Here is a 24706-nt window from a genome sequence, read left to right as displayed (position 1 = left end):
CTCTCCCGCAAGCGGGAGAGGGGAGCAAACCGGCAGCGCGTGACAGGCCGAGGGTGTTCCTCCCCTCTCCCTCCGGGAGAGGGGTCGGGGGAGAGGGACGGCGCCGGTCAAGGACACCGCCCCCGCTTCATTCCCCGTCCGCCACCACACAATTCACTCCACTGTCCGCCAGCATCTGCACAAACGGCGGCCGTAGCGGCTCGTCCGTGAACAGGCGGTCGATGCTGGAGAGTGGCGCCAGTTCCACCATCGCCTGACGGTTGAACTTGCTGGCATCGGCCGCGAGCCACACCTCGCGCGAGTGCTCCATGATCGTGCGCGCCACCTTCACTTCGCGGAAATCGTAGTCACGCAGCGTGCCGTCGGTCTCGATGCCCGAKATGCCGATCAGGCCGATATCGACCTTGAACTGGCGGATGAACTCCACCGTGGCCTCGCCGATGATGCCCCGGTCGCGCGAGCGCAGCACGCCGCCGGCCACGATGACCTCGCAATCGGGGTTGTCGGCCAGGATATTGGCCACGTGCAGGTTGTTGGTGATGACGCGCAGCCCGCGGTGATGCATCAGCGCGCGGGCAATTTCCTCCACCGTCGTGCCGATGTTCAGGATCAGCGAGCAGCCTTCCGGCACCGCCGCCGCCACGGCCCGCGCGATGCGCACCTTGCCCTCGGCATGCAGCACCTGCCGCTGCCGGTAGGCGATGTTCTCGGTGGTGGACCCATCCATCCGCACGCCGCCATGAAAACGCGCGAGCATGCCGTTTTCCGCCAGCAGATTCACATCGCGCCGCACGGTTTGCAGCGTCACGCCGAACTTGCGCGCGAGTTCGTCGATGGAGGCAAAGCCCTGGTTGCGGACTTCCTCGAGCAGGGCGGTCTGGCGGGGATTGAGCGTCATGTGCCGCATTCTAGTTCAAACACAAACGAAAACAAATGATGCACTGCACGATTGTTTTGTGTTCGTTTATTTGCTAAAACGAGCGGGATGCCATGAATAGTGCCCCTCGGTCACGGTTCTGAATGTGATCGAACAAGCACGCCAATGCAGTTCGAACACGAATCGAACCGATGGAGACCGGATGCAACTGAGCCTGGACGGCGTTGCGCAGCAGGTGGGATCGCAAGCCTATCTTTATCCGATGTCACTGGCGCCTGTACGCGGGGCCGTGACCATTCTCCTTGGGGCCACCCAGGCGGGCAAGACCTCGCTGATGCGGGTCATGGCGGGGCTGGACAAGCCCAGCGCGGGCCGGGTACTGGCCGACGGGACCGACGTGACCGGCGTGCCGGTGCGCGAGCGCAATGTCTCGATGGTCTACCAGCAGTTCATCAACTACCCCTCGCTTACCGTCTTCGACAACATCGCCTCGCCGCTGCGGCTGCGCAACGTGCGCGGGCCGGAGCTGGACACCCAGGTCCGCGCAATCGCCGGCCGGCTGCGCATCGACCACCTGCTGGCGCGCTACCCGGCGGAGTTGTCCGGCGGCCAGCAGCAGCGCGTGGCGCTGGCCCGGGCGCTGGCCAAGAACGCGCCGCTGATGCTGCTGGACGAGCCGCTGGTCAACCTCGACTACAAGCTGCGCGAGGAATTGCGCGAGGAGTTGACCCAGCTGTTCGCCCATGGCGACGCCACGGTCATCTACGCCACCACCGAACCGGCCGAGGCGCTGCTGCTCGGCGGCTACACGGCGGTGCTCGATGCCGGCGAACTGCTCCAGTACGGTCCGACCCCCGAGGTCTTCCACTATCCCGCCTCGCTGCGCGTGGCGCGGGCGTTTAGCGATCCGCCGATGAACCTCGTCGAAGGCCGGCTGGAAGCGGGCCGCGTAACGCTGGCCGGGAACATCGTGATTCCGCTCCCCGACGTGCAGGCGCCCGATGGCCCGGTCACGGTGGGCGTGCGCGCCGCCGCGCTGCGGCTGGCCGCCGTGCCCGGCGCGGTGGCGGTGCCGGGCAAGGTGGCGCTGGCCGAACTGTCCGGCTCCGACACCTTCGTCCACCTCGATACGGCGATGGGCAACCTCGTGGCGCAGTTCGCCGGGGTGCTCGATCTGAAACTCGGCGCGCCGCTCTCGCTGCATCTGGAGCCGGCCCATCTCTACCTGTTCGACGCCGCCGGCCTGCGCATCCATGCGCCCCAGCGGCCCGGCGCGCTGGCCGATGTGGTCAGCACGCCCATCACCGAGACGGGTGGCTGAGATGGCCAGGATCGACCTCGACCTCGCCCATTCCTACGTCGCCGAACCCAAGACCGATGAGGACTACGCGCTGCTGCCGCTGCGCTTCACCTTCGAGGATGGCGGCGCCTACGCGCTGCTCGGGCCCTCCGGCTGCGGCAAGACCACGCTGCTGAATTGCGTGTCCGGCCTGCTGCGGCCCTCGCAGGGCACGATCCAGTTCGATGGCCAGGACGTGACCGCCGCCACCCCGCAGGCGCGCAACATCGCCCAGGTGTTCCAGTTTCCGGTGATCTACGACACGATGACYGTSGGCGAGAACCTGGCCTTTCCSCTGCGCAATCGCGGTGTGCCGGCGGCCCAGGTCAAGGAGCGGGTGGGCAAAGTCGCCGAAATGCTAGACCTGTCGGCTTCGCTGGACCGTCGCGCGAGCGGGCTGGCGGCGGACGCCAAGCAAAAGATCTCGCTCGGGCGCGGGCTGGTGCGGCAGGACGTCTCGGCCATCCTGTTCGACGAGCCGCTGACCGTGATCGATCCGCACCTGAAATGGCAGCTGCGGCGCAAGCTCAAGGAAATCCATCACGAATTCCGGCTGACGCTGATCTACGTGACGCACGACCAGACCGAGGCGCTGACCTTCGCCGATCAGGTGGTGGTGATGTCGCGCGGCAAGGCGGTGCAGGTGGGCGCTGCCGATGCGCTGTTCGAGCGGCCCGCGCATACCTTTGTCGGCAATTTCATCGGCTCGCCGGGCATGAACTTCCTGCCGGGGACGTGGCGCAACGGCGCCATCGAGGTGGCCGGGCGCCGCTACATGCCGGAGCTGCCGGCGGGCATCGGCGCCTCGCTGGAGGGCGCCGGCACCTTCAAGGTGGGGGTGCGGCCCGAGTACCTGCAACTGGCCGCCGCCGACGACCCCCAGGCCATGCCGATGCGCGTGACGCGCGCGCAGGACATCGGCACGTACTGGCTCGTCACCGGCACGGTGGCGGGGGAGGGCGATCAGGCCGGCGGCATCCTGCGCGCCCGGCTCGGCACCGAGGCGGCCACCCTGGCCCCCGGGGACACGGCGTGGCTCACGGTGTTCAATCGCCACACCTGCTTCTATATCAACGAGGAACTGGTCCAATGAAGCCCGTCAACCAGAAGGCCTGGCTGCTGGTGCTGCCCGTGGTGCTGTGCGTGGCGTTCTCCGCCATCCTGCCGCTGATGACCATCGTCAATTATTCGGTGCAGGACATCATCTCGCCGGAGCGCCGCGTGTTCGTCGGCACGGAATGGTTCCGCACCGTGCTGCGCGATGCCGAACTGCACGACGCCCTGATCCGCCAGCTCGGCTTCTCGCTGGCCGTGCTGCTGGTGGAGATCCCGCTCGGCATCCTGCTGGCGCTGGCCATGCCGGCCAAGGGCTGGCGGGCGTCGGCGGTGCTGGTCATCATCGCGCTGTCGCTGCTGATTCCATGGAACGTGGTCGGCACGATCTGGCAGATCTTCGGCCGCACCGACATCGGCCTGCTCGGCGCCGCCCTGGAGGCGATGGGATTCGACTATAACTACACGGGCAGCGCGGTGGATGCCTGGGTCACGGTGCTGGTGATGGATGTCTGGCACTGGACCCCGCTGGTGGCGCTGCTCTGCTACGCCGGGCTGCGCGCGATTCCGGACGCCTACTACCAGGCGGCCCAGATCGACGGGGCGAGCCGCTTCGCCGTCTTCCGCTACATCCAGCTCCCCAAGCTGCGCGGCGTGCTGATGATTGCCGTGCTGCTGCGCTTCATGGACAGCTTCATGATCTATACCGAGCCCTTCGTGCTGACCGGCGGCGGGCCGGGCAACGCCACCACCTTCCTTTCCCAGTACCTGACCCAGAAGGCGGTGGGCCAGTTCGACCTGGGGCCGGCGGCGGCGTTCTCGATTGTCTACTTCCTGATCATCCTGCTGACCTGTTTCATCCTCTATAACTGGATGCAGCGCGCCGGCACGTCCGGCGGGGAGGAGGTGCCCCATGGCTAGTCAACACGCCAGCAACCGGGCCGGCGCATGGCGGCCGGTGTTCCTGGTGGTCTACCTGTTGTTCGCCATCGTGCCGATCTAYTGGATGGTCAACATGTCGTTCAAGACCAACGAGGAGATCCTGACCACGCTGTCGCTGTGGCCGGCGTCGTTCACGCTCGAGCACTACCGGACCATCTTCACCGATGCCTCCTGGTACTCCGGCTAYATCAACTCGCTGATCTACGTCGCCCTGAACACGGTGATCTCGATCAGCGTGGCGCTGCCGGCGGCCTACGCGTTCTCGCGCTACCAGTTCATCGGCGACAAGCACGTGTTCTTCTGGCTGCTGACCAACCGCATGACGCCCCCGGCGGTGTTCCTGCTGCCGTTCTTCCAGCTCTACACCACCATCGGGCTGATGGACACCCACCTCGGCGTGGCGCTGGCGCATCTGGTCTTCAACGTGCCGCTGGCGGTCTGGATCCTGGAAGGCTTCATGTCCGGCGTGCCGCGCGAGATCGACGAAACCGCCTATGTGGACGGCTACTCGTTCCCGCGCTTCTTCCTGACCATCTTCCTGCCGCTGATCAAGGCCGGGGTGGGCGTGGCGGCGTTCTTCTGCTTCATGTTCAGCTGGGTGGAACTGCTCCTGGCGCGGACCTTGACCTCGGTCAATGCCAAGCCGATCGTGGCCACCATGACCCGCACGGTGTCGGCCTCCGGCATGGACTGGGGCGTGCTGGCCGCCGCCGGCGTGCTGACCATCGTGCCGGGCGCCATCGTGATCTGGTTCGTGCGGCACTACATCGCCAAGGGCTTCGCCATGGGCCGCGTGTAGCGCGCCCCGGTCAAAGAGAGGAGTTCGTCACATGTTGAGCTGGATGGTCTGGACCACCCCGGTGGCGGTGTTCTTCGCGCTGGTGGTGGTGATGTTGATCGGCATGACGGTCTGGGAGGCGCGCTCCCCCACGGTCATGCGCAAGGGCTTCCTGCCGATTGCCACCACGCGCGGCGACCGGCTGTTCATCGGGCTGATGTTCGCCGCGTGGATCAACCTGGCCTGGGTAGGGCTGGGCGAGAAGATGCAGACCTGGTTCGGGCTGGCGGAGGAACCGTCGATCTGGATCAGCGCGGCCATCGCGGCCGTGGTGCTGCTTGTGGTCATGCGCCGTGGCTGACGCCCGCCGGCGCGCGCAGTCGTTGCCGTTCCATCATTCCATTATTCCAATAGGAGACACTGATGAAAGTGCACGTGAAGTTGGGGATGTCGGCCCTGGCCATGGCGGCCACGCTGGCATGCGGCGGGGCGCGAGCCGACGAGGCCGCCGCGAAGAAGTGGGTGGACAACGAGTTCCAGCCGTCGTCGCTGGCCAAGGACAAGCAGATGGCCGAGATGAAGTGGTTCATCGACGCCGCCGCCAAGCTCAAGGCCAAGGGTGTGACGCAGATCAATGTGGTGTCGGAGACCATCACCACGCATGAATACGAGTCCAAGACGCTGGCCAAGGCGTTCGAGGAAATCACCGGCATCAAGGTCAACCACGACCTGATCCAGGAAGGCGACGTGGTGGAGAAGCTCCAGACGTCGATGCAGTCCGGCAAGTCGATCTACGACGGCTGGATCTCCGATTCGGACCTGATCGGCACCCACTACCGTTATGGCGCGATCCTGCCGCTGACCGACTATATGAACGGCGCCGGCAAGGAATTCACCAATCCCGGCCTCGACGTGAAGGACTTCATCGGCACCAAGTTCACCACGGCGCCGGACGGCAAGCTGTACCAGCTGCCCGACCAGCAGTTCGCCAATCTGTACTGGTTCCGCGCCGACTGGTTCGCCCGCAAGGACCTGCAGGACAAGTTCAAGGCCAAGTACGGCTATGACCTCGGCGTGCCGACCAACTGGTCGGCCTACGAGGACATCGCCAACTTCTTCACCAACGATGTGAAGGAGCTGGACGGCAAGAAGGTCTACGGCCACATGGACTACGGCAAGAAGGACCCCTCGCTCGGCTGGCGCTTCACGGACGCCTGGCTGTCGATGGCCGGCACCGCCGACAAGGGCCTGCCCAACGGCATACCGGTGGACGAGTGGGGCATCCGCGTGGCGGAGGACAAGTGCACGCCGGTAGGCGCCTCGGTCTCACGCGGCGGCGCCACCAACAGCCCGGCGGCGGTCTACGCGCTGACCAAGTACATCGAATGGATGAAGAAGTTCTCCCCGCAGCAGGCCATGGGCATGACCTTCTCCGAAGCCGGCCCTGTGCCCGCGCAGGGCCAGATCGCCCAGCAGATCTTCTGGTACACGGCCTTCACGGCGGACATGACCAAGAAGGGCCTGCCGGTGGTGAATGCCGATGGCTCGCCCAAGTGGCGCATGGCGCCGTCGCCATATGGGCCGTACTGGAAGCAGGGCATGCAGAACGGCTACCAGGACGTGGGCTCCTGGACCTTCTTCAAGAACACCGACCCCAACCGCCTGGCGGGCGCGTGGCTCTACGCCCAGTTCGTGACGGCCAAGTCGGTCTCGCTGAAGAAGTCGCTGATGGGCCTGACCTTTATCCGCGAGAGCGACATCAACACCGACTACCTGACCAAGAACGCGGCCAAGTACGGCGGCCTGATCGAGTTCTATCGCAGCCCGGCCCGCGTGGCCTGGACGCCGACCGGTACCAACGTGCCCGACTACCCGAAGCTGGCCCAGCTCTGGTGGAAGAACGTGGCCACGGCGGTGACGGGCGAGAAGACCCCGCAGGCGGCCATGGACAACCTGGCCGAGGAGATGGATCAGGTRATGGCGCGGCTCCAGCGCGCCGGCATGACCAACTGTGCGCCCAAGCTGAACCCCAAGAGCGACCCGGCCAAGTGGCTGAGCACCGAGCACGCGCCTTGGAAGAAGCTGGACAACGAGAAGCCGAAGGGCGAGACCATCGCCTATGACAAGCTGCTCCAGGCGTGGAAGGAAGGCCGCGTGCGGTGATGCACCGGTGAGTCGGTAGGGGGGAGGGACGGTGGCGCCAGCGGTTGGGGCGCCACCGTTCCGTTTCAGGTTCCGGACATCGCGCCGGCGGGGGCGGTTGGGGCACCAACCGGCGCGCAATTCGGCGCGGCATGGCGGGCCTTGCCGTGGCGCTTGGCCTCGTAGAGCGCCATGTCGGCCCGCATGAACAACTCGCTGACCGACGAGCCGGTATCCGGTCGATGGATGGCGCTGCCCACGCTGGCCGTGGAGACGAGCGTCAGGCCATCCACGGGGAAGGGCCGCAGCGCGGCCTGCACCACGGTCTGGGCAATCCGTTCCACGGTGGCCGGGTTCGATACGTTGTCCAGGATGATGGCGAACTCGTCGCCGCCGATGCGGGCCACCGCGTCGCCCTTGCGCACGCAGGTGGCGAGCCGTTCGGCGAAGGACACCAGCAGGCGGTCGCCCACCGGGTGGCCGTAGGTGTCGTTCACCGCCTTGAAGTCGTCCAGGTCCACCAGCAGCAGCGCCGCGCGGTGGCCGCCGGCATCGGCGCGGGCCATGGTCTCGTTGAGCCGGCGATCGAAGCCCTTGCGGTTGAGCAGGCCGGTCAGGTGGTCGGACAGGGTCTGTGCCTCCAGCGAGCGCAGCTTCTGGCGCTCCCCGGTCACGTCGCGCGCGAACATGTGCAGGCCGGACACCGTGTCCTGGGCGTCGTTCCACGCCGGCTGGTAGGTGACCTCCCACGCCAGCCCATCGGCCGACTCGCGGGTAAAGGTGGTCACGCGTCCGGCGCGGGCCTCTTCAAGATAGGGCGCATTCGCCACATATTCCGGCGTGCCCCACAGCTCACGCAGCGACAGCCCGGCCACCTGATCGGCAGGGAGGCCGAAGTGGCGCGCGTAGGCCTGGTTCACGAAGGCGAAGCGTTCGTTGACGTCGATGAAGGCGACGAAGTCCGGCACATGGTTGGCAATCGCCTCGATCCGCTTCTCGCTGGCGGCGGCACGGTCCTTGGCGGCCTTCAGCGCGGCCTCTCGCTCGGAAAGCTGGTGCAGCACCTCGGCGAATGAGCCGGCCAGTTCGCCGATCTCGTCGTCGCGCCGCACCGGCAGGTCCGAGACGGCGGCGGGCTGCATCGCCAGTTGGCGCACCGTGCGGTGCAGGTGCTCGAGCGGGGCAAGCAGGCGGCGAATCACCAGCCACATCAGCGCGGCGGTAATCAGCAGGGAAAAGAAGCCGATCACGACCGTGCGCTGGCGGACGTCGATCAGCGGGGCATAGGCTTCCTCCGCCGGAAGCACCGCTACCACCTCCCAGCCATTCGACGACAGCAGGTAGCGCGACACGATGGGCTGAGTGGGCCAGAAGACTTCCCAGTCGGACTCGGCCTGCTCGGCGCCGCACATTTCGCCGAGGGCATGGGCCGGCGCCAGCACGCGGTCCGCCTCGGGGTGCAGCGCGTAGCGCGGATTGGCGCCGGCGGAGACCAGGCAGTAGTAGCCGGTCACGCCCACGCGGCTGTGCGCCAGTTCGCGCAGGAAGTTGTTGGCCGACAGGTTCAGCACGCCGCCCACCACGGCGCGCAGCTTGCCGTCCGTATCGCGCATCGGCACGGCGAGGATGACGCCCGGCGCGGCAGAGTGCTTGCCCTGCAGCAGGTCCGACACGGCGAACGAGGCGCCACGTTCGATGGCGCGGAAATAGTCGCGCTCGCCCACGGTCATCTTTACGCCTTCCGGCACGGCGGTGCTGAACGAGAGCGTGCCGTCCGGGCGGGCCAGGAACACGGCGTTGAAGCTCTCGGGCATATCGACAGCGTCGGTAGCCAGGGCCGACTGCTGGCGCGGGGTCTCGTCCAGATGGGGCGCAAGTGTGCGCGCGAGGCGGCGCAGTACCACCTCACGGGATTCGAGTTTTTCGTCGAGTTGGCCGGCGACCAGTTTGACCAGTGTGTCCTGCTGCGCCTGAAGCAGCGTCTTCAGGCTTTCATAGGCATAGAACTGGGCGTAGCAAGCGCGCGTCACGAGAATGACCGTGACCACGCCGGCTGCGGCGATCGCCATCCGGTACTTCAAGGAGTGCCGCATGAATCTCTTCTTGGTATTTGCACTGAACCCGTTTTATCGGCTGCCGGGCTTTGATCCACAACCCCCGCCCCTTGGCTGGCAACCGATTCGTAGCGTAGCAGACCGCAGGGCCGCGCCGGACGGCCTTTTCGGCAATCTGGTGCGGCATGCCACACGAGGTGGCGCATGCGCCGCGTGGGTCGTGCCGATGCAACAGGCGATGGTGGACCGGGGTGCGCGTTGTTGCGTTAAGGGCAGTCGGCGAGGGTGTCCGCCAGCCAGTCGATCACGGGCCGGAAGCGGGAGGCGCCCCGGAATTCGGCAGGGTAGGCGAGCCAGACCTCGCGTATCACCTCGGGCACCTCGCGCACCAGTTGCAACGCCGGATCGTCGTGGGCCAGGAAGTGGGGCAGCAGGGCGATGCCGAGCCCGGCGCGCACGGCGGCGCGCACCCCAAGCAGGCTGTTGGACTGGAACGAGAACGGCCGGCCGAGGGACTGCGGCCACGCCACTTCGGGGAGCGTGAAGCCTTCGTCGAGCAGGCCGCATAGCGGCGCGTCGTCGGCCACCGGCCCGCGTGCGGAGGCATAGAGCCCGAAGCGCAGCGTGCCGGCGCGCTGGGCCACCAGTTCGCCCTCGTGCGGGCGGTTCAGCCGCACGGCGATATGGGCGCGGCGCCGGGCGAGGCTGGTGACGCGGTTGTCCACCTCGAGCCGGACTTCCATATCGGGGTTCTGCGCGTAGAGCGACGGCAGCCGGGGCGTCAGGAAGTCGCTGCCGAGCGCCGCCGTGGTCGCCACACGGACCACGCCAGACACCCCCGCGCTCGCGCCTTCCATCTCGCGCAGCAGGCGGTCGGCCGATTGCTCCATTTGCCGCGCCGCCGTCAGCGCATTGCGGCCCACGCTGGTCAGCACGAAGGTGCCGTCGGTGCGCGTGGCCACGGGTTTGCCGAGCGCCGCCTCCAGCCGGCGGATGCGTCGGATCGCCGTGGCGTGGGTAATGTCCAGTTCCCGCGCGCAGGCCGAATAGCTGCCGGCCCGGATCAGCGTGGAAAGCGTGAGCAGGTCGTCCCAGGAGATTGTGCTTTTTTGCACAGTGAGTGTGAGTTCGTGGCGAATTGGCGCACAGCATAGCCTGCCCTACGCTGCGTGCATACCCAACCAGGAGAACCGCCCCATGTCCGCGCCCTTCACGCTGCTCGACGCCGCCGGTGCCAGCCGCACCCCTGCCGCCTGGGAAGCCGCCGTGCTGGTCCTGATCGACCATCAGCGCGAATACATCGATGGCAAGCTGCCGCTGACCGGCATGCCCGAGGCCGTGGCGGCCTGTGCCGACCTGCTGGCGCGCGCCCGTGCCCACGGCACGCCGGTGATCCATGTGGTGCATCACGGCAAGGCCGGCGGCGCGTTCGACCCGGCCGGCCCGTATGCCGCGATCATCGAGGGGCTCCAGCCCGCGCCTGGCGAGGAAACCGTGGTCAAGCAGCTGCCGAACAGCTTCGCCGGCACCGAGCTGGACGCCCGGCTGGCCGCGCTGGGTAAAAAGGAACTGATCGTGGCCGGCTTCCAGACCCATATGTGCGTCAGCGCCACCGTGCGGTCGGCGCTCGACCACGGCTACCGCGTCACGCTGGTGGCCAGCGCCTGCGCCACGCGGGATTTGCCCGATCCGCTCGGCGGGGAGCCGCTGGCAGCTGCCGAACTGCACCGGGTCACGCTGGCGGCGCTGAATGACCGGTTCGCCACGGTGGTGCCGGACGCCTCGGTCTGGCAATAGGGGGGAGCCGGGCTGGGCGAACTGGCCCTGTGACGCCCCGGGCGCGTAGGGGGTGTGGATGGCAGGTCCGACCGCGGCCCGCCCGGGCGGCTCAGGCATACTAGCGCCTTCGCGCCCCGGGCCCCATCGCCCGCGCGCCCATCCGCTGCCCCCGATTTCATGAAGCGAATCCTGCTGATCAAGATCACCTCGCTCGGTGACATGGTGCATACGCTGCCGCTGGTGTCCGACCTGCGCCGCGCCTATCCCGACGCCGCCATCGACTGGGTGGCCGACGCCTCGTGCGCGGACATTCCGCGCTGGGCCATCGGCGTAGACCGGGTGATTGCGCCGCCGCTGCGGCAGTTCAAGAAGAACGGCAAGAAGTGGAAGGACCTGCGCGGCATCCTGCGCGCCGTGCGTGAGTTGCGCCGCGAGAAGTACGACGTCGTGGTGGACGTGCATGGCGTCTACAAGAGCGCGATCGTCGCCCGGCTGGCCCGCTCGCCGCGCCGCTTCGGCTACGCCGCCGAATTCCTGGGSGAGGCGAAGGCCGAATTCGCCTACACCGACATTTTCGGMCCGCATGGCAACGCCACCTGCCGCGAAAAGATGCGGCTGGTGACGGCCAACGCGTTGGGCTACACCTATCCCGAAGCCGAGACCAACGCGCTGCGCATACCGGCCCCGGCCACCCCGCTGAACACGGACGGCGTGCCGCGCGCGATGCTGTTCCATGCCACCTCCGCCGAAATCAAGAAATGGCCGCAGGCCCATTGGATTGCGGTGGGCCAGTCGCTGGCGGCGCGCGGGTTCCGCGTGCAGCTGCCGTGGGGCTCGGAGAAGGAGCACGAGGAGTCCCGCGCGCTGGCCGCCGCGATTCCGGACGCCGAGGTGCTGCCGCGCATGTCGATCACCGAGGTGGCGCAGCGTCTGGACGCCGCCGCGCTGGTCGTCGGCATGGACACCGGCTTTGTCCATCTGGCCGACGCGCTCGGCAAGCCCACGGTGATGATCTTCACGGCCACTTCGTGCGAGCACTTCGGCGTGCAGAAGCCGGGCCAGTCGGTGTCGATCGGCGACCAGGGCAAGCCGCCCTCGGTGGAGGCCGTGCTGGCCGCCATCGACTCCGTGGCGCCCAAGCTGCCGGGTCAGGCGGGTCAGGCGGGTCAGKCGGGTCAGTCGGGTCCGTCGCATCAGGCCGCCGGCAACGTGTCCGCGTAGGACCAGTACTCGAACTGGACGATCGTGGCGTTGCCATGGGTCGTCACCACATCCAGCATGCAGGGCCGCCGCCGGATCGCCATCCGGGCCAGGTAGCGCGCCGCGCCGGGCACACCGGGCGGCGGCTGGATGCGGTCCCCGTGGCGCATGGCCAGCCGCAGGATATGCACCGGCACGAAGCGGTGCGCATCGTTCATCGTGGTGTGCGCGGCGGCCGTGAACAGCAGCGGTGCGGCCGCCAGCCCGGAAAAGCGCTTGCGCAGCAGGGCCAGCGTGGTCGGGGCCATGGCCGAGCCGATGCCGGGCAGCGCCAGCGCGGTCAGGCCGCGCACATTGGCCGCCCACAGGCCGCCCACCACCAGCATGGGGTCGCGCTTCTCCACCGGCACCGTGTCCCGCAGCCCCTCCCAGATCGCCGTCATGTCGCCGTTCAGGTCGTACAACTGATAGCAGCCGCCAAAGCTGCGCTGGTAGCCGATGATGCAGTCAAGATCCTCGTCGAACACGGGGCGCGCGTCGCGCGGAATACGGGGCGGCCGGATCTCGAACAGGCCGGCGGACACGGCGTAGTGGCCGGTCCACGTCAGCGTCCGGCCGGAGACGGCCTGCAGGGTGATTTCATCGGGAAGGACATCRAGGGACATGCGCGGTGCTTTGTGGTGGGACGGAACCCCCACGGTAAGCACGGCGCCCGCTGCTGTCTTTGAGACGATTCTGAAAGTGCAAAAGCCCCCGGGCTAATGGACGAAGCCGCCCTTGATGAAGCGGACCGGCTCGGCGTCCATGCGCAGCAGCAGGGCGGTCAGGCCATCGACGGGGGCATCGACCGATGGATCCGGAGACTGGCGCGGTCCCCCGGACGTGCACAGCAGGTCCGATTCGCGCCACGCGGCCTGCCCCGGCGCCCCTCGGGCCCGCAGCCAGYCCTGGCGGTCGCTCAGCAGGGCGGTGCCCGGCAAGGCCGCCGGGGACACGCCGGCAATGCGCGCCATCACCGCCCACGCCTCGGACGCGGCGGCGACGCAGCCGGCCCGGAACTGCGGCACCTCGGCGGGCGCGTGGCCATCCGGCGTCACCAGCAGGGTCAGGAAGCGCGGGTCCTCCATCGGCAGCGCCGCGCGGCTATCCACGGCCACCAGCCGCACCCGCTGCGTCCCGCGCCAGTCGGCCAGCGAGCGGGGCGCCGCGCCTTCGCATTGCACGGGCATGTCCGGCAGGGCCAGCGCCGTGGGCCACGTCCCCTGCAGGCGCGCGCCGGTGCCGGCGGACAGCGCYTTCATATAGTCGATGACGGCCCAGACATCGGCGTCGCCCAGCGTGGCGCCGAACGCGGGCATGGTCGGYTGGCCRTCGCGGCCSCGCATGCCGGCCACGATATGCCAGAACAGYTCGCCATCGGCGCGGCGGCCCAGCAGCGGGCCGGCGAGCGTCGGCGGCCAGCGCGACAGCGACGCCGCCAGCGGCCCCTCGCCCCGGCCATCGTCGCCATGGCAGGCCGCGCAGTGCCGGGTATAGACCCGTTCACCCCGCGCGATGGAGGCCACGGCGAAGCGGGTAGGACTGACGTGGAAGCTGGTGGGGGCGGCGGGGCCGAGGACGAGGTCGGGCGCCGGCCATGGAGCGAGGATCAGGGCGAGCGCGCCGGCGCCGAACGAGGCCAGCCGGCCCCGTCGCCATGCCAGCGCCAACATCAGCGCGAGCAGCGCGAATGCCATCGCCACGAGGCTCCACGCCAGTTGCCGGGCCAGCCCGGGATCGATCAGCAGTGTCTCGCCGGCAATGCGCCGTGCCCACGGCCACGCCGGCTGGCCGTGGCTATCGCCCGTCAGGCCCAGCGCGTGGCAGAGCCGCAGCAGCGCAAGCTGYGCCGCCTGCAGCCCCGCCAGCAGGTTGTTGAGCCAGACCGAAGCACCCATCACCAGCTGGCATCGAGCCCCAGATGGCGCAGCGCTTCATGSCGCAGCGCAGTCAGGCGCGGATCGCCGCGATGGCGCGGGTAGGGCAGGTCCACCACGATCTCCGCCGTGATGCGCGCCGGCCGCTGGCTGAAGACGATCACGCGCTGGGCCAGGAACAGCGCCTCCTCCACATCGTGCGTGACCAGCAGGGCCGAGAACCGCGCGCGCTGCCACAGTTCGACGAGATCGCTCTGCATGGTCAGGCGCGTCAGGGAGTCCAGCTTGCCGAGCGGTTCGTCGAGCACGAGCAGGCGCGGGTCGTTGACCAGCGCGCGGGCCAGCGCCACGCGCTGCGCCATGCCACCGGAGAGCTGGTGCGGAAACGCGCGGTCGAAGGCTTCCAGCCCCACGCGCCGCAGCGCCTCGTCCACGCGATGCCCCTCCTGCCGGGCGATGCCGCGTGCCTGCAGGCCGAGCGCCACGTTGGCGCGCACGCGGCGCCACGGGAAGAGCGTGGGGTCCTGGAAGACCACGATGCGCGACGGATCGGGCTCGGTGATCGGCGTGCCGTCCTGCAGGATCTGGCCGGACGTGGGCGCATCCAGCCCCGCCACCAGCCGCAGCAGCGTGGACTTGCCGCAGCCGCTCGGCCCCAGCAGCGCCACGAACTCGCCGGGCGCCACGCTCAGGTTCACGTTGTCCAATACGGGCAGGCGCTGGCCGGCATCGCCAAAGTCATGGCTGACGTTGCGGATGTCGATGCGSGCYCCGGCGCTGGCCTGGGCYGCCGGTGCTTCCGCCACGGGTTCACGTTCCAGCACGGCTACCATTTCACAGTTCCTTTCTGCCACGAGAGCGCGCGGTCGCGCACGGCGAACAACAGCGTGATGACGCTCGAGAACAGCAGCGCCATCACGATCAGCGCGGCGTACATGTTCACGTACGAAGCCCAGCCCTGCGCCCAGGTGAGGTACCAGCCCAGCCCGGACTTCACGCCCATCATCTCGGCCGTYACCAGCACMGAGAAYGACGCGCCCAGCCCCATGAACAGGCCGACGAAGACCTGCGGCAGCGCGGCCGGAATCGCCACGCGCAGCACCAGGAACCAGCCGGAGGCGCCCAGCGTGCGCGCCACGTCGTAATAGCTCTTGTTGACGCTCGCCACGCCGGACCACGTGAGCACCGCCACGGGGAACGCGGTGGCCAGCGCAATCAGGAACACGGCGGCCGAGTAGCTCGACGGGAAGAAGTAGAAGGTCAGCGGCAGCAGGGCGGTGGAGGGCAGCGGACCCAGCACGCGCAGCACCGGGTGCACCCAGTAGCCGATGCGCCGCGACCAGCCAATCGACACGCCGATCAGGAAGCCCGCCACGCCGCCATAGGCCACGCCCAGYCCCAGCAGGCGGATGGTGTTGAGGACACTGTCGCCCAGGCGGCGCCAGTCATCCACATAGACCTCGATCAGGGCCTGCGGCGGCGCGAAGAACGGCGTGGGCAGCAGCGCGGCCTTGGCGGTGAGAATTTCCCAGCCGAGGAAGCCGAGCGGCAACGCCACCAGCCACGGCCCGGTGGGGCGCAGGGTGGCCAGCRTGCGGTGCAGCGGGGGGAGGCGCGATCCCGCCAGCGCCAGCCCGGCCAGCGCGGCAGCGACCACCAGCGCGGCGATGCCGAGTTCCTCGGTGTAGGCCCAGTCGGTGAAGCCGGCCACCTTGTTCGGCCAGCGCCAGGTGATGGCGCCGAACGCGGCCCAGGCCAGCGCGGCCAGGAGGCCGGTGGGCCAGAGGCGGCCCGGCCGGGCCACGGCGGCCTGGCGTGGCGCGTTRGCGGCGAGCGAGGCATGCCGGGTGTCGAGCGTGGAGGGACTCGTTGTGGTCATCGCATCATCCCAGTACGTTGGCGTAGACGTGCTGCGCCAGCCGCTTCGCGTCGGTGGACTTCTTCAGCACGCCGATCTTGCGGAAGTCGTCGGCATAGAAGGCGATTTCCTCCTGCAGGTCCACGCCGGTGGGGTGGTGGGTGTAGGTCAGCGTGGCGTAGAGCTTGCGCAGATCGTCCGGGCTGATCTTGGGCGAGTACTTGGCGAAGATCTTCGCGGCCTCGTTCGGGTTCTCGTTGACGAAATCCGTGGCCTGCACGATGGACCGCGCGAGTGCGGCGGCGGCCGGCTTGTCGTTGCGGACCAGATCGCCCCGGGCGCCGACCACGCAGCAGACCTTGCGCGCGTACTCGCCGGTCAGGTTGGTGGCCAGCTCCACGTAGGCGCCGTTGGTGCGTTTCTCCAGCAGGTAGAGATTGGGGTCGCCATCGGCAATCGCCTGGATCTCGCCCTTGTCGACGGCCACGCCGAGCAGGTCGGCCGGGTACTGGCGCCAGGTGATGTCGCGGTCGGGGTCGATGCCATTCTTGGCCAGCAGGATCGTGAAGAAGTGCTTGCCTGGTGCGGCCAGGTCGCTCACGCCCACGGTCTTGCCCTTGAGCGCCTGGAGGTTGGTCACCCCCGCCGCCTTGGCCCCCACCAGCCGCACGCAGCCGCCGTGGGAGCTGCCGATGATCTTGACGTCGAAGCCGGCTTCCAGCGGCTTGAGCCAGCGGTGGATCATGCCCACCGCCGCATCCGCCTTGCCGGTGGCAATCGACTCCAGCAGCTGGTCCGTGGAGCCGCTGTAGTTGATCAGATCCACCTGCAGGCCGTTCTTCTCGAAGAAGCCGCGCTCCTGCGCCACCACGATGGGCGTCAGGCAGAACGAATTCTGGTTCCACGCGAAGGTGAGCTTGCGCGGCGCCGACCACGCCTGCCGGCCCAGGATCAGCGCCGGGGCGGCGAGGGCGGCGCTGCCGGCCAGCCGCAGCACGCCGCGTCGGCGGGTGTTGGGCTGCGGCAGGTTGGGCGGATTCGATTCGTTGGATTGGCTCATGGTGTKGRAACTCCCCGTTTTCGTTGTTGTTGGGCGCAGGCGCAGGTGGCCTCAGGCGGCCTCAGGCGGCCTTGCGGCTGGCTTCCGCATCGCGGCGTGCCACCAGCTCCCGTACGCGTGGAATCAGCTCGCGGCCGTAGTCGATGGCGTCCTCCAGCGGGTCGAAGCCGCGGATCAGGAAGGTGGTCACGCCGACGTCGTAGTAAGCCAGCAGGGCCTCCGCCACCTGTTCGGGCGTGCCGACCAGCCCGGTGGAGTTGGAGCGGCCGCCGGTCTCGCGGGCGATGGCGGTCCAGAGGCGCTGGTCCACGCGATCGCCCTGTTCGGCGGCGGCCAGCAGGCGGCGCGCGCCTTCGCTCTGCTGCGGGCCGCCCCGGCTGTAGCCGGCCTGCACGCGCAGCGCGCGGGTCCGTTCGAGGATGCTGTCGGCACGCGCCCACGCTTTCTCTTCGGTCTCCGCCAGCACCGGGCGGAACGACACCGAGAAGCGCACCTCGCGCCCGTGCTTGGCGGCTTCCGCCCGCACGCGGGTAGTCAGTTCGCGCACCTGGTCGAGCGATTCGCCCCACAGCGCGTAGACATCGGCATGCTTGCCCGCCACGGTCAGCGCCGCCTCGGACGCGCCGCCGAAGTAGATCGGCACATGCGGTTTCTGGGCCGGCTTGACCTCCGAGAAGCCCTGCGTGAAGCGGTAGAACTCGCCGTCGTGGTCGAACGGCTTGTCCTCGGTCCAGATGCGCCGCAGGATGCCCAGGTACTCGTCCGTGCGCGCGTAGCGCTGGTCGTGATCGAGGAAATCGCCGTCGCGCGCCTGCTCGCTGTCGGAGCCGCCCGAGATGAAGTGCACCCCCAACCGGCCGCCGCTGAACTGGTCGAGCGTGGCGATCTGGCGCGCCGCCAGCGTCGGCGCCGTGAAACCGGGGCGGTGCGCCAGCATGAAGTGGATGCGCTCGGTCACGGCCGCCGCGTAGGCAATCGTCAGCGTGGCCGACGGGCCGGTGGAGTGGTGCGGCACCAGGACGCGGTCGAACCCGGCCTGCTCATGGGCCTGGGCGAACGCGCGCACATAGTCGCGGTCGATCACGGGGCCCGAGGGCGGATGGATCTCGGACTGCTTCTGGCTCTGGATCATGCCGATGAAATCGACGCTCATGGCGCGGGCCTCCTTGCGGGCGGTGTCAGGAATGACGAGCAAAGTACGCCCSGCGGGCGGTGGCCCCAAACGAATAAAAACGCGGCTCGATATGCGGCAGAAACCGTCGCTCGATATGCGATATGCGTCGTTATCGGCGCGGCGGGCGCGCGGTACGCTATGCGGCACTCATCGCACGATGCTTTCCCGAGATCCCCCATCATGGCTTCGACTTCCCCGCGTACCACCCTGCGCCGCCTGCCTGCGAGCGAGCCCCGGCTGGCCGAGTTGCTGGCGACGCTGACCGCCCGGCTGGCTACCACCGCCGCGCGCCATGACGCAGACGGCAGCTTCCCGCACGCGAACTTCGAGCTGCTGCACGAACATGGCCTGATCGCCCAGGYGGTGCCGCGCGACTACGGCGGTGGTGGGGCGGGGCTGGCGGAGGCACGCCGGATCATCGCGGCCGTGGCGGCCGGCGACCCGGCCACGGCGCTKGTCCTGACCATGACCTATCTCCAGCATCGCGCCATCGGCCGGGCCGATTCGCGCTGGCCCGAGGYGGTGCGCCGCGAGGTCTTCGCCAGCGCGGTGGAAGAGGGCGCGCTGATCAACTCGCTGCGCGTGGAGCCGGAACTCGGCTCGCCGGCGCGCGGCGGCCTGCCGGGCACCGTCGCCACGCGCGTTGGCGACCGCTGGCGCATTCGCGGCCACAAGCTCTACACCACCGGCATTCCGGCGCTGCGCTGGCTGGCCGTGTGGGGCCGCACGCACGAGCCGGAGCCGCGCGTGGGCATCTTCCTGGTGCCGAAGCCATCGGCCGACACGCCGGGCATCCGCGTGGTGGAGAGCTGGAATCACCTCGGCCTGCGCGCGTCCGGCAGCCATGAAACCGTGTTCGAGGACGTGTGGATTCCGCTCGACCATGCGGTGGACATCCGCCGGCCCGAGGCCTGGGCGCCAGCCGGGGCCAGCCAGGCCGACGTGGAYGCCAATGCCGACCAGCAGGCGTGGATGGTGGGCCTGCTCGGCACGCTCTACGACGCCGTGGCGCGGGCCGGCTTCGACTGGATCCGCAGCTTCGTGCAGGACCGCGCGCCGGGCAGCCTGGGTGCGCCGCTCGCCACCCTGCCGCGCGTGCAGGAGACCATCGGCGAGATCGCCGCGCTGCTGCGCACCAACCAGGTGYTGCTCGACGATGCYGCCGCGCGGGCCGATGCCGGCACGCYGGCCTCGGCGACGGACAGCGGGCTGCTGAAGTACACCGTCACCGGCAATGCGATCCGGGCGGTGGAGCTGGCGCTGCAGCTGTCGGGCAATCACGGCCTGAGCCGCAACAATCCGCTCGAACGGCACTATCGCGATGTGCTTTGCAGCCGCATCCACACGCCGCAGAACGACGCCATCCTGACCGCCGCCGGCCGCGCCGCGCTGGCCGGTTGACCCATATCGGAACGATGGCTTCGTGCTATGTTTAAGGCCGCTGTTCGAGACAGGGCCGCAGCGATCGTCGCCATCCACAGACGGCCCACCGAACGGGATCACCGCGCGGACCACCGAGGAGACACGGGATGCACGACGCCCTGACACACCCCACGCACCCAGCGCGTACGCTCACGCCGCTGCGCGAGTTCATCACCGGCCTCTCGGCGCTGCTCGACCAGCAGCCCGATGAGCCCCGCATCCTGGCCGAAGGCGGCGCGCTGCTCGCCACGCTGGTGGCGCGCGACGACTGGCTGCCCGACGCCTTCGCCCAGCCGCACCCTGAGTACTACCAGCAGGTCCTGCTCCATTGCGATTCCGCCGAGCGGTTCTCGATCGTCAGCTTTGTCTGGGGGCCGGGGCAGCGCACGCCCATCCACGACCACACGGTCTGGGGGCTGATTGGCATGCTGCGCGGGGCCGAGTATTCGCAGCCGTACCGGATCGATGCCGAAGGCCGCCCGCAGTTGGACGGCGCGGCCACGCGGCTGGAGCCGGGCCACGTRGAGGCGGTGTCGCCCACGGTGGGGGACATCCACCGTGTGCACAACGCCTACGAGGACCGCGTCTCCATCAGCATCCACGTGTACGGCGCCAATATCGGCGCGGTGCGGCGGCACGTCTACCCGGAGGCGGGCGAGCGCAAGCCGTTTATCTCCGGCTATTCCAATTCCACCCTGCCCAATCCCTGGGATCGATCGAAGGAACCCGTTTCGTCATGACCGCTTTGCCCTCCGTCATTCCCGCCGTGTTTCCCGCCGTCTCCAGCCTGTCCGTGCGGCAGGCGCTGCTCGGCCGCGCCGAGATCGCGCTGATCGACGTGCGCGAGGAAGACCCCTACGCCCAGGAGCATCCGCTCTGGGCGGCGAACTTCCCGCTCTCGAAGCTCGAACTGGAAGCGTGGCGACGGATTCCGCGCCGCGACACGCGGATCGTCGTCTATGGCGAGCATGCCGGTGAGGATCTGGCGCCGCGCGCGGCGGCGGTGCTGCACGGGTTGGGCTATACGGATGTGTCGCGGCTGGACGGCGGGCTGGCGGCCTGGATCGCCGCCGGCGGCGAGGTGTTCCGCGACGTGAATGTGCCGAGCAAGTCGTTCGGCGAGCTGGTGGAGGCGAAGCGCCATACGCCGTCACTGGCCGCGCAGGAAGTGCAGGCGCTCATCGACGAACGTGCCGATGTGGTCATCGTGGACGCGCGCCGCTTCGACGAATACCAGACCATGAGCATCCCCACGGCCACCAGCCTGCCCGGCGCGGAACTGGTGTTGCGCGTGCGGGAACTGGCGCCGGACCCGCAGACGCGGGTCATCGTGAACTGCGCGGGCCGGACGCGCAGCATCATCGGCACGCAATCCTTGATCAATGCCGGCCTGCCGAACCCGGTGGCGGCGCTGCGCAACGGCACCATCGGCTGGACGCTGGCGGGGCAGACCCTCGACCACGGCGCCAGCCGGCGCGCGCCGGTGGCGGTGGACGCCGCCCACTGCGAGCGGGCCCGTAGCGGCGCCCGGGCGATTGCCGACAAGGCCGGCGTGCAACGGATTGCCCACGACGCCGTGGCGACGCTGGCCCAGCCGGGGCGGACGCTGTACCGCTTCGACGTCCGCACGCCCGAGGAATAYGCCGATGGCCACCTGCCGGGCTTCGCCAGCGCGCCGGGCGGCCAGCTGGTGCAGGAAACCGACCACAGCGCCCCGGTGCGCGGCGCACGGATCGTGCTGGCCGACGACGACCACGGCGTGCGCGCCGACATGACGGCTTCGTGGCTGGCGCAGATGGGCTGGGAAGTATTCGTGGTGGAGCCGGCGGGCGAACATGCTCGCAGCGAGCGCGGCACGTCGGCGGCGCYGGTGCCGGAAGCGGATGCCGTCGATTCCGTCTCGCCAGCCGAACTCGCGAAATGGCTAGAGGATGCGAGCGAGGGCGACATCGCCGTGCTCGACGTGACGGCCAGCGCCAATTACGTCAAGCGCCATATCCCAGGCGCCTGGTTTGCCATCCGCGCCCAACTGGCGCAGGCGCTGGCGACGATCCCTYCGGCAAAACGCTATGTGCTGACCTGCGGCACCAGCCAGCTCGCCCGCTTTGCGGCGGCGGACCTGAAGCGGCTCACATCGGCGCAGGTGGTGGTGCTGGAAGGTGGCACCACGGCCTGGATCGACGCTGGCCTGCCGCTGGAATCCGGCGAAACCCGCCTGGCCGTGCCGAGAACCGACCGCTACCGCCGCCCGTACGAAGGCACCGACAACGCATCGGCCGCCATGCAGGCCTACCTCGACTGGGAATTCGGCCTCATCGCCCAACTCGACCGCGACGGCACGCACTTCTTCGAGGTGGTTTGACGACGGGCTAAGCCCGCGGCTGCAACGCAATCAACGCCATGCCGGCAAGGCACACCACCGCGCCGGCCACATCCCAACTCGTCAGCCGCACCCCATCCACCACCCGCAACCACACCAGCGCCACGACGATATACATGCCGCCATAGGCGGCATACGTCCGCCCGGCAGCGGTGGGGTGGAGGGTTAGCAGCCAGGCGAACAGGGCGAGGGAAATTGCGGCRGGGATTAGCAGCAGCGCGCTCTTCCCCTGCTTGAGCACCAGCCACGGTAGGTAGCAACCGACGATCTCGGCAACAGCGGTGATGGCGAAGAGAAGGGTGAGGCGGAGCATTTAGGGAGGGRAAGCGGACGGGATGGCGCGATTGTGCCAGAGGGCACCGTGCATCCAACTTCGGCGGCGCCCCAAAGCAAAAAGGACCTGGGCTTTCGCCTCAGATCCTTTTTGGTCACCGTATTCTGGTGGGTGGTACAGGGATTGAACCTGTGACCCCTGCCGTGTGAAGCGCCATTCAGCTTCGTAAGTCCTTTAAAATCAAGGACTTACTCGCTTTCCAGTGCTCTACCGCTGAGCAGAATGCCGCACTTTCACTGCTTTGGGACACCGCAGCCTGTACCCGTAGGATGTCACTCTTACTGCGCTTCTGTCAACAGCAGAGCGGCGAGAACCGTCTATCGTAAGTCCCTGATTTCACTCACTCTGTACCCGGACTGTGTCACCAGAATTTCCGAAGGCACCCGGACACAGGCGGCCGCAAATGTCCTCGCATCAGGTCTTTTCTGGTTGCGGGCTGGCCTTCCGTGCTGCCTCCTTCTGTGCCGCTGCTGCCTGGAGGGCAGCGTGCCGCTGTGCCCTCTCGTAGCGAGCGACATACCAATCATCGATCAAGGACTCGATAAGGCCGATCAGCAGGCCAGCCTCTTCCGGCTCTACCTCCACAATCAGATCGATGTCCTTCTCCATGTGCGCGCCGATGTTGCCTATCTTGCGGACTGCCTCAATAGAGTCCCACGTCACGGGGTCTACTTTGTCCTTTATCGCTGCGATTTCGTCTACCAATCTGCCCGGCTTAACTTCGTGGAAGTCGCGAATCATGCCCTGTAGGCACCTTCGGGCAAGCGTGCACGAAGCCTTCGGACTCAGATTTCGGACGAGGCAGGCTTCGCGGTAGTCATCGGCGATTGCCTTTGGGATGTAGTCTGGTAGGGGGCGGGCCGAGGACTGTGGACGCAATTCCCACAACTGCAATTCATCGCCGCCAAGCGTCGGATGACCGTTGCTCCAACTTTCGTGCTCCCGAAGTGTCGCGGTGATTTCGTACTGCTTGCACTGTTCGTTAGGGCAGACAGTGACGTCCACCTGCAACACGAGTTCACCATCAACGGCGTTCTTATCGATCGGGTTGGCGAATCGAGCGAAGTTGTCTCCGCGAATCGTTGCATGATGACCGCAGTATGGGCATTGCCATGGAAAAGCCATTTTTCTCTCTTTCTTACTGTGGATGCGTGTTGCCTTCAAACGAGTTCGACGTGTTCACCGCGACGCCACTACTTTGCAGATGGAAAAGCCAGTACTCGCGCGTTGGTACGACCCTGTTCCAGCGGCGGTGCATCTCTCTTAAGACGCACAGCATCTAGGGAAGCCACCGTTGACTCAAGGCTGAAGAAGCCTGGGGGTAAGCTGCACAAAGGCTCAGTCGCATCTGCGCCGAAACCAATGGCGTCCAGAAGTCCGCCCTTGGTCAAGCCGCCATCTGAGAGGAGCAGGTTGACGGTTCGGGGGAGCAAGCGAATCTGCTCGAAGCCCACGCGCTCATCCAGAGGCTCACCTTTGCGCCAGCCGCGAGCACTGTAGTTCTTCCACAGGCGTACAGCGTACTCCTCGTCAATAATGTCGAGTTGTTTGCACCGCATAATCATGGCGCCAATTGACACCTTCCAACGAGCCTTTAGCGCGACGAAAGTATCTAGGCTGGGGCGAATCAATTCAGCCGCGAACGTCTCAGCGGGAAGTAGGAACGCCGCAGCAAACAGGTGCGCTTGGCGTTCAATTTCCGGGTAGCGCGTCTGAAACTCGATGTTGTCGATGTCTCGATGCAAGACAAGATGTCCAAGTTCGTGAGCGGCATCGAATCGGCTTCTCACACCATTGGCCTTGTCGGCAGCCAGGAATACGTATGGCCGGCCATCTGTGTCGAACCATTGAGAGGCACCATCCATGCGCGTGAAGCCTAGCTCCTCACGTACGCAGATAACGCCAGCGTTCTCCATTGCGAGAACGACATCCGAAATGGGACCAAGTCCCAAATTCCACGTGCGGCGGCACTCTGCCGCCGCCTGTTCAATGTCCGCGTCGGTGATCTTGAGATGGTCGTTCGCGCCGAGACGCGGGACATTTATAGCCGGCCAATCTACCCATTCTTGCAGCACCAAGCTGATTTCGTTCAACCACTTCAGTCGGATGTCCGCGATCGTTTGAGCTTCTTTCGTAACGGCGGCAGTGCTCCTGTAGAAGCAAACTTTGTCACCGTACTCTGGCACCTTGGCAAGGAACCATGAGCTGGGCATGCCAAGTTCCTCGGCTATCCGTTCCAGGGCGTCTGCCTCGGGAACCTGATCTCCTTTTTCCCACTTCGAAACTGTGCCCGACGACCGCCCAACCTTAGCCGCTAACGCAGTTTGCGTTAGTCCTTTGCAAAGGCGAGCCTGTGTCAGGCGCTCAGGCTGGAAGCCTGTAACTCCAGTGCGCATTG

23 protein-coding genes are annotated in these 24706 nt (G+C 67.5%); 11 read left to right on the top strand and 12 right to left on the bottom strand.

Annotated elements, in window-relative coordinates; all coding sequences use genetic code 11:
- Window positions 1–127: 127 nt before the first annotated feature.
- Window positions 128–898 (bottom strand): DeoR/GlpR family DNA-binding transcription regulator, encoded by a 771-nt coding sequence (locus tag AB4Z27_RS04505; protein WP_177219831.1) that lies wholly within the window; start codon window positions 896–898, stop codon window positions 128–130.
- Window positions 899–1079: 181 nt separating this feature from the next.
- Between AB4Z27_RS04505 and AB4Z27_RS04500 the strand changes: the two genes are divergently transcribed.
- The 6 genes from AB4Z27_RS04500 (at window position 1080) to AB4Z27_RS04475 (ending at window position 7152) form a co-directional block, all read left to right on the top strand.
- Window positions 1080–2198 carry an ABC transporter ATP-binding protein gene (locus tag AB4Z27_RS04500; RefSeq protein ID WP_092289872.1) on the top strand — a complete coding sequence of 373 codons (1119 nt, stop codon included), beginning with the start codon at window positions 1080–1082 and terminating at the stop codon, window positions 2196–2198.
- A gap of 1 nt (window position 2199) precedes the next feature.
- Entirely contained in the window at window positions 2200–3309 is a 1110-nt protein-coding gene (locus tag AB4Z27_RS04495; protein ID WP_441643980.1) for an ABC transporter ATP-binding protein, read from the top strand.
- A complete protein-coding gene (locus tag AB4Z27_RS04490) occupies window positions 3306–4190 on the top strand; it encodes a carbohydrate ABC transporter permease (RefSeq protein ID WP_092289868.1) in 885 nt (294 codons plus the stop codon). Before AB4Z27_RS04495 ends, AB4Z27_RS04490 begins: the two co-directional genes overlap by 4 nt.
- Window positions 4183–5010, top strand: a complete 828-nt coding sequence (locus AB4Z27_RS04485; protein ID WP_092289866.1) for a carbohydrate ABC transporter permease — start codon at window positions 4183–4185, stop codon at window positions 5008–5010. The genes AB4Z27_RS04490 and AB4Z27_RS04485 overlap by 8 nt, the downstream gene beginning before the upstream one ends.
- Before the next feature lie 31 nt (window positions 5011–5041).
- A complete protein-coding gene (locus tag AB4Z27_RS04480; RefSeq protein ID WP_149135621.1) occupies window positions 5042–5350 on the top strand; it encodes a DUF2160 domain-containing protein in 309 nt (102 codons plus the stop codon).
- Window positions 5351–5424: 74 nt separating this feature from the next.
- On the top strand, window positions 5425–7152 hold the full coding sequence (locus AB4Z27_RS04475) for an ABC transporter substrate-binding protein (RefSeq protein ID WP_092290841.1): 1728 nt from the start codon (window positions 5425–5427) through the stop codon (window positions 7150–7152).
- A 65-nt stretch (window positions 7153–7217) separates the two neighbouring features.
- On the opposite strand, the gene AB4Z27_RS04470 is transcribed toward AB4Z27_RS04475, so the two are convergent.
- Complete coding sequence (locus tag AB4Z27_RS04470; RefSeq protein WP_255370658.1) at window positions 7218–9224, bottom strand: diguanylate cyclase domain-containing protein; 2007 nt, start codon at window positions 9222–9224, stop codon at window positions 7218–7220.
- A 227-nt stretch (window positions 9225–9451) separates the two neighbouring features.
- Complete coding sequence (locus AB4Z27_RS04465; RefSeq protein ID WP_092289860.1) at window positions 9452–10300, bottom strand: LysR family transcriptional regulator; 849 nt, start codon at window positions 10298–10300, stop codon at window positions 9452–9454.
- Window positions 10301–10382: 82 nt separating this feature from the next.
- Here AB4Z27_RS04465 and AB4Z27_RS04460 point away from each other — a divergent pair, with 82 nt between their 5' ends.
- Window positions 10383–10982 carry a cysteine hydrolase family protein gene (locus AB4Z27_RS04460; RefSeq protein ID WP_092289858.1) on the top strand — a complete coding sequence of 200 codons (600 nt, stop codon included), beginning with the start codon at window positions 10383–10385 and terminating at the stop codon, window positions 10980–10982.
- A gap of 159 nt (window positions 10983–11141) precedes the next feature.
- Window positions 11142–12185, top strand: a complete 1044-nt coding sequence (gene waaC, locus AB4Z27_RS04455) for a lipopolysaccharide heptosyltransferase I (RefSeq protein WP_441643979.1) — start codon at window positions 11142–11144, stop codon at window positions 12183–12185.
- On the opposite strand, the gene AB4Z27_RS04450 is transcribed toward waaC, so the two are convergent.
- The 6 genes from AB4Z27_RS04450 to AB4Z27_RS04425 all read right to left on the bottom strand — a co-directional run bounded on the left by AB4Z27_RS04450 (window position 12158) and on the right by AB4Z27_RS04425 (window position 18151).
- A complete protein-coding gene (locus AB4Z27_RS04450; RefSeq protein ID WP_255370657.1) occupies window positions 12158–12829 on the bottom strand; it encodes a hypothetical protein in 672 nt (223 codons plus the stop codon). The two genes, waaC and AB4Z27_RS04450, sit on opposite strands and share 28 nt — an antisense overlap.
- Window positions 12830–12922: 93 nt before the next feature.
- Window positions 12923–14101 carry a c-type cytochrome gene (locus tag AB4Z27_RS04445; RefSeq protein WP_441643978.1) on the bottom strand — a complete coding sequence of 393 codons (1179 nt, stop codon included), beginning with the start codon at window positions 14099–14101 and terminating at the stop codon, window positions 12923–12925.
- Complete coding sequence (locus AB4Z27_RS04440; RefSeq protein WP_092289852.1) at window positions 14101–14913, bottom strand: ABC transporter ATP-binding protein; 813 nt, start codon at window positions 14911–14913, stop codon at window positions 14101–14103. The genes AB4Z27_RS04445 and AB4Z27_RS04440 overlap by 1 nt, the downstream gene beginning before the upstream one ends.
- On the bottom strand, window positions 14907–15959 hold the full coding sequence (locus AB4Z27_RS04435; RefSeq protein WP_441643977.1) for an ABC transporter permease: 1053 nt from the start codon (window positions 15957–15959) through the stop codon (window positions 14907–14909). Before AB4Z27_RS04435 ends, AB4Z27_RS04440 begins: the two co-directional genes overlap by 7 nt.
- 4 nt (window positions 15960–15963) lie before the next feature.
- Window positions 15964–16998, bottom strand: a complete 1035-nt coding sequence (locus AB4Z27_RS04430) for an ABC transporter substrate-binding protein (protein ID WP_092289849.1) — start codon at window positions 16996–16998, stop codon at window positions 15964–15966.
- Between the two features lie 61 nt (window positions 16999–17059).
- The gene (locus AB4Z27_RS04425) at window positions 17060–18151 is read right to left on the bottom strand and encodes an LLM class flavin-dependent oxidoreductase (RefSeq protein WP_092289847.1); all 1092 of its coding nucleotides are present in this window, start codon (window positions 18149–18151) and stop codon (window positions 17060–17062) included.
- A gap of 201 nt (window positions 18152–18352) precedes the next feature.
- Here AB4Z27_RS04425 and AB4Z27_RS04420 point away from each other — a divergent pair, with 201 nt between their 5' ends.
- The 3 genes from AB4Z27_RS04420 (at window position 18353) to AB4Z27_RS04410 (ending at window position 21956) form a co-directional block, all read left to right on the top strand.
- On the top strand, window positions 18353–19573 hold the full coding sequence (locus tag AB4Z27_RS04420; protein WP_441643976.1) for an acyl-CoA dehydrogenase family protein: 1221 nt from the start codon (window positions 18353–18355) through the stop codon (window positions 19571–19573).
- Window positions 19574–19701: 128 nt separating this feature from the next.
- Window positions 19702–20334, top strand: coding sequence for a cysteine dioxygenase (locus AB4Z27_RS04415; protein WP_092289844.1), 633 nt, complete (start codon window positions 19702–19704; stop codon window positions 20332–20334).
- Window positions 20331–21956 carry a rhodanese-related sulfurtransferase gene (locus AB4Z27_RS04410; RefSeq protein WP_441643975.1) on the top strand — a complete coding sequence of 542 codons (1626 nt, stop codon included), beginning with the start codon at window positions 20331–20333 and terminating at the stop codon, window positions 21954–21956. Before AB4Z27_RS04415 ends, AB4Z27_RS04410 begins: the two co-directional genes overlap by 4 nt.
- A gap of 7 nt (window positions 21957–21963) precedes the next feature.
- Here the strand turns inward: AB4Z27_RS04410 and AB4Z27_RS04405 are convergent, their stop codons facing one another.
- The 3 genes from AB4Z27_RS04405 to AB4Z27_RS04395 form a co-directional block, all read right to left on the bottom strand.
- Window positions 21964–22287 (bottom strand): YnfA family protein, encoded by a 324-nt coding sequence (locus AB4Z27_RS04405; RefSeq protein ID WP_092289840.1) that lies wholly within the window; start codon window positions 22285–22287, stop codon window positions 21964–21966.
- 435 nt (window positions 22288–22722) lie between these two features.
- Complete coding sequence (locus tag AB4Z27_RS04400; protein ID WP_441643974.1) at window positions 22723–23433, bottom strand: DUF4145 domain-containing protein; 711 nt, start codon at window positions 23431–23433, stop codon at window positions 22723–22725.
- A gap of 68 nt (window positions 23434–23501) precedes the next feature.
- Window positions 23502–24704: a helix-turn-helix domain-containing protein gene (locus tag AB4Z27_RS04395; RefSeq protein ID WP_441643973.1), complete on the bottom strand. Its 1203-nt coding sequence runs from the start codon at window positions 24702–24704 to the stop codon at window positions 23502–23504.
- Window positions 24705–24706 lie beyond the last annotated feature (2 nt).

Origin of the sequence: Cupriavidus sp. KB_39, from assembly GCF_052114485.1 — a bacterium.
In the GTDB taxonomy this organism is placed as follows: domain Bacteria; phylum Pseudomonadota; class Gammaproteobacteria; order Burkholderiales; family Burkholderiaceae; genus Cupriavidus.
Note: the sequence above shows the minus strand (reverse complement) of the source record. Positions and strands in the feature narration are given on the sequence as shown.

Bases quoted from the DNA above. Each gene is read 5' to 3' on its own strand.
- AB4Z27_RS04500 (WP_092289872.1), top strand. From the start codon at position 1,080: ATGCAACTGAGCCTGGACGGCGTTGCGCAGCAGGTGGGATCGCAAGCC.
- AB4Z27_RS04490 (WP_092289868.1), top strand. From the start codon at position 3,306: ATGAAGCCCGTCAACCAGAAGGCCTGGCTGCTGGTGCTGCCCGTGGTG.
- AB4Z27_RS04480 (WP_149135621.1), top strand. From the start codon at position 5,042: ATGTTGAGCTGGATGGTCTGGACCACCCCGGTGGCGGTGTTCTTCGCG.
- AB4Z27_RS04470 (WP_255370658.1), bottom strand. From the start codon at position 9,224: ATGCGGCACTCCTTGAAGTACCGGATGGCGATCGCCGCAGCCGGCGTG.
- AB4Z27_RS04460 (WP_092289858.1), top strand. From the start codon at position 10,383: ATGTCCGCGCCCTTCACGCTGCTCGACGCCGCCGGTGCCAGCCGCACC.
- AB4Z27_RS04430 (WP_092289849.1), bottom strand. From the start codon at position 16,998: ATGAGCCAATCCAACGAATCGAATCCGCCCAACCTGCCGCAGCCCAAC.
- AB4Z27_RS04425 (WP_092289847.1), bottom strand. From the start codon at position 18,151: ATGAGCGTCGATTTCATCGGCATGATCCAGAGCCAGAAGCAGTCCGAG.
- AB4Z27_RS04400 (WP_441643974.1), bottom strand. From the start codon at position 23,433: ATGGCTTTTCCATGGCAATGCCCATACTGCGGTCATCATGCAACGATT.
- AB4Z27_RS04395 (WP_441643973.1), bottom strand. From the start codon at position 24,704: ATGCGCACTGGAGTTACAGGCTTCCAGCCTGAGCGCCTGACACAGGCT.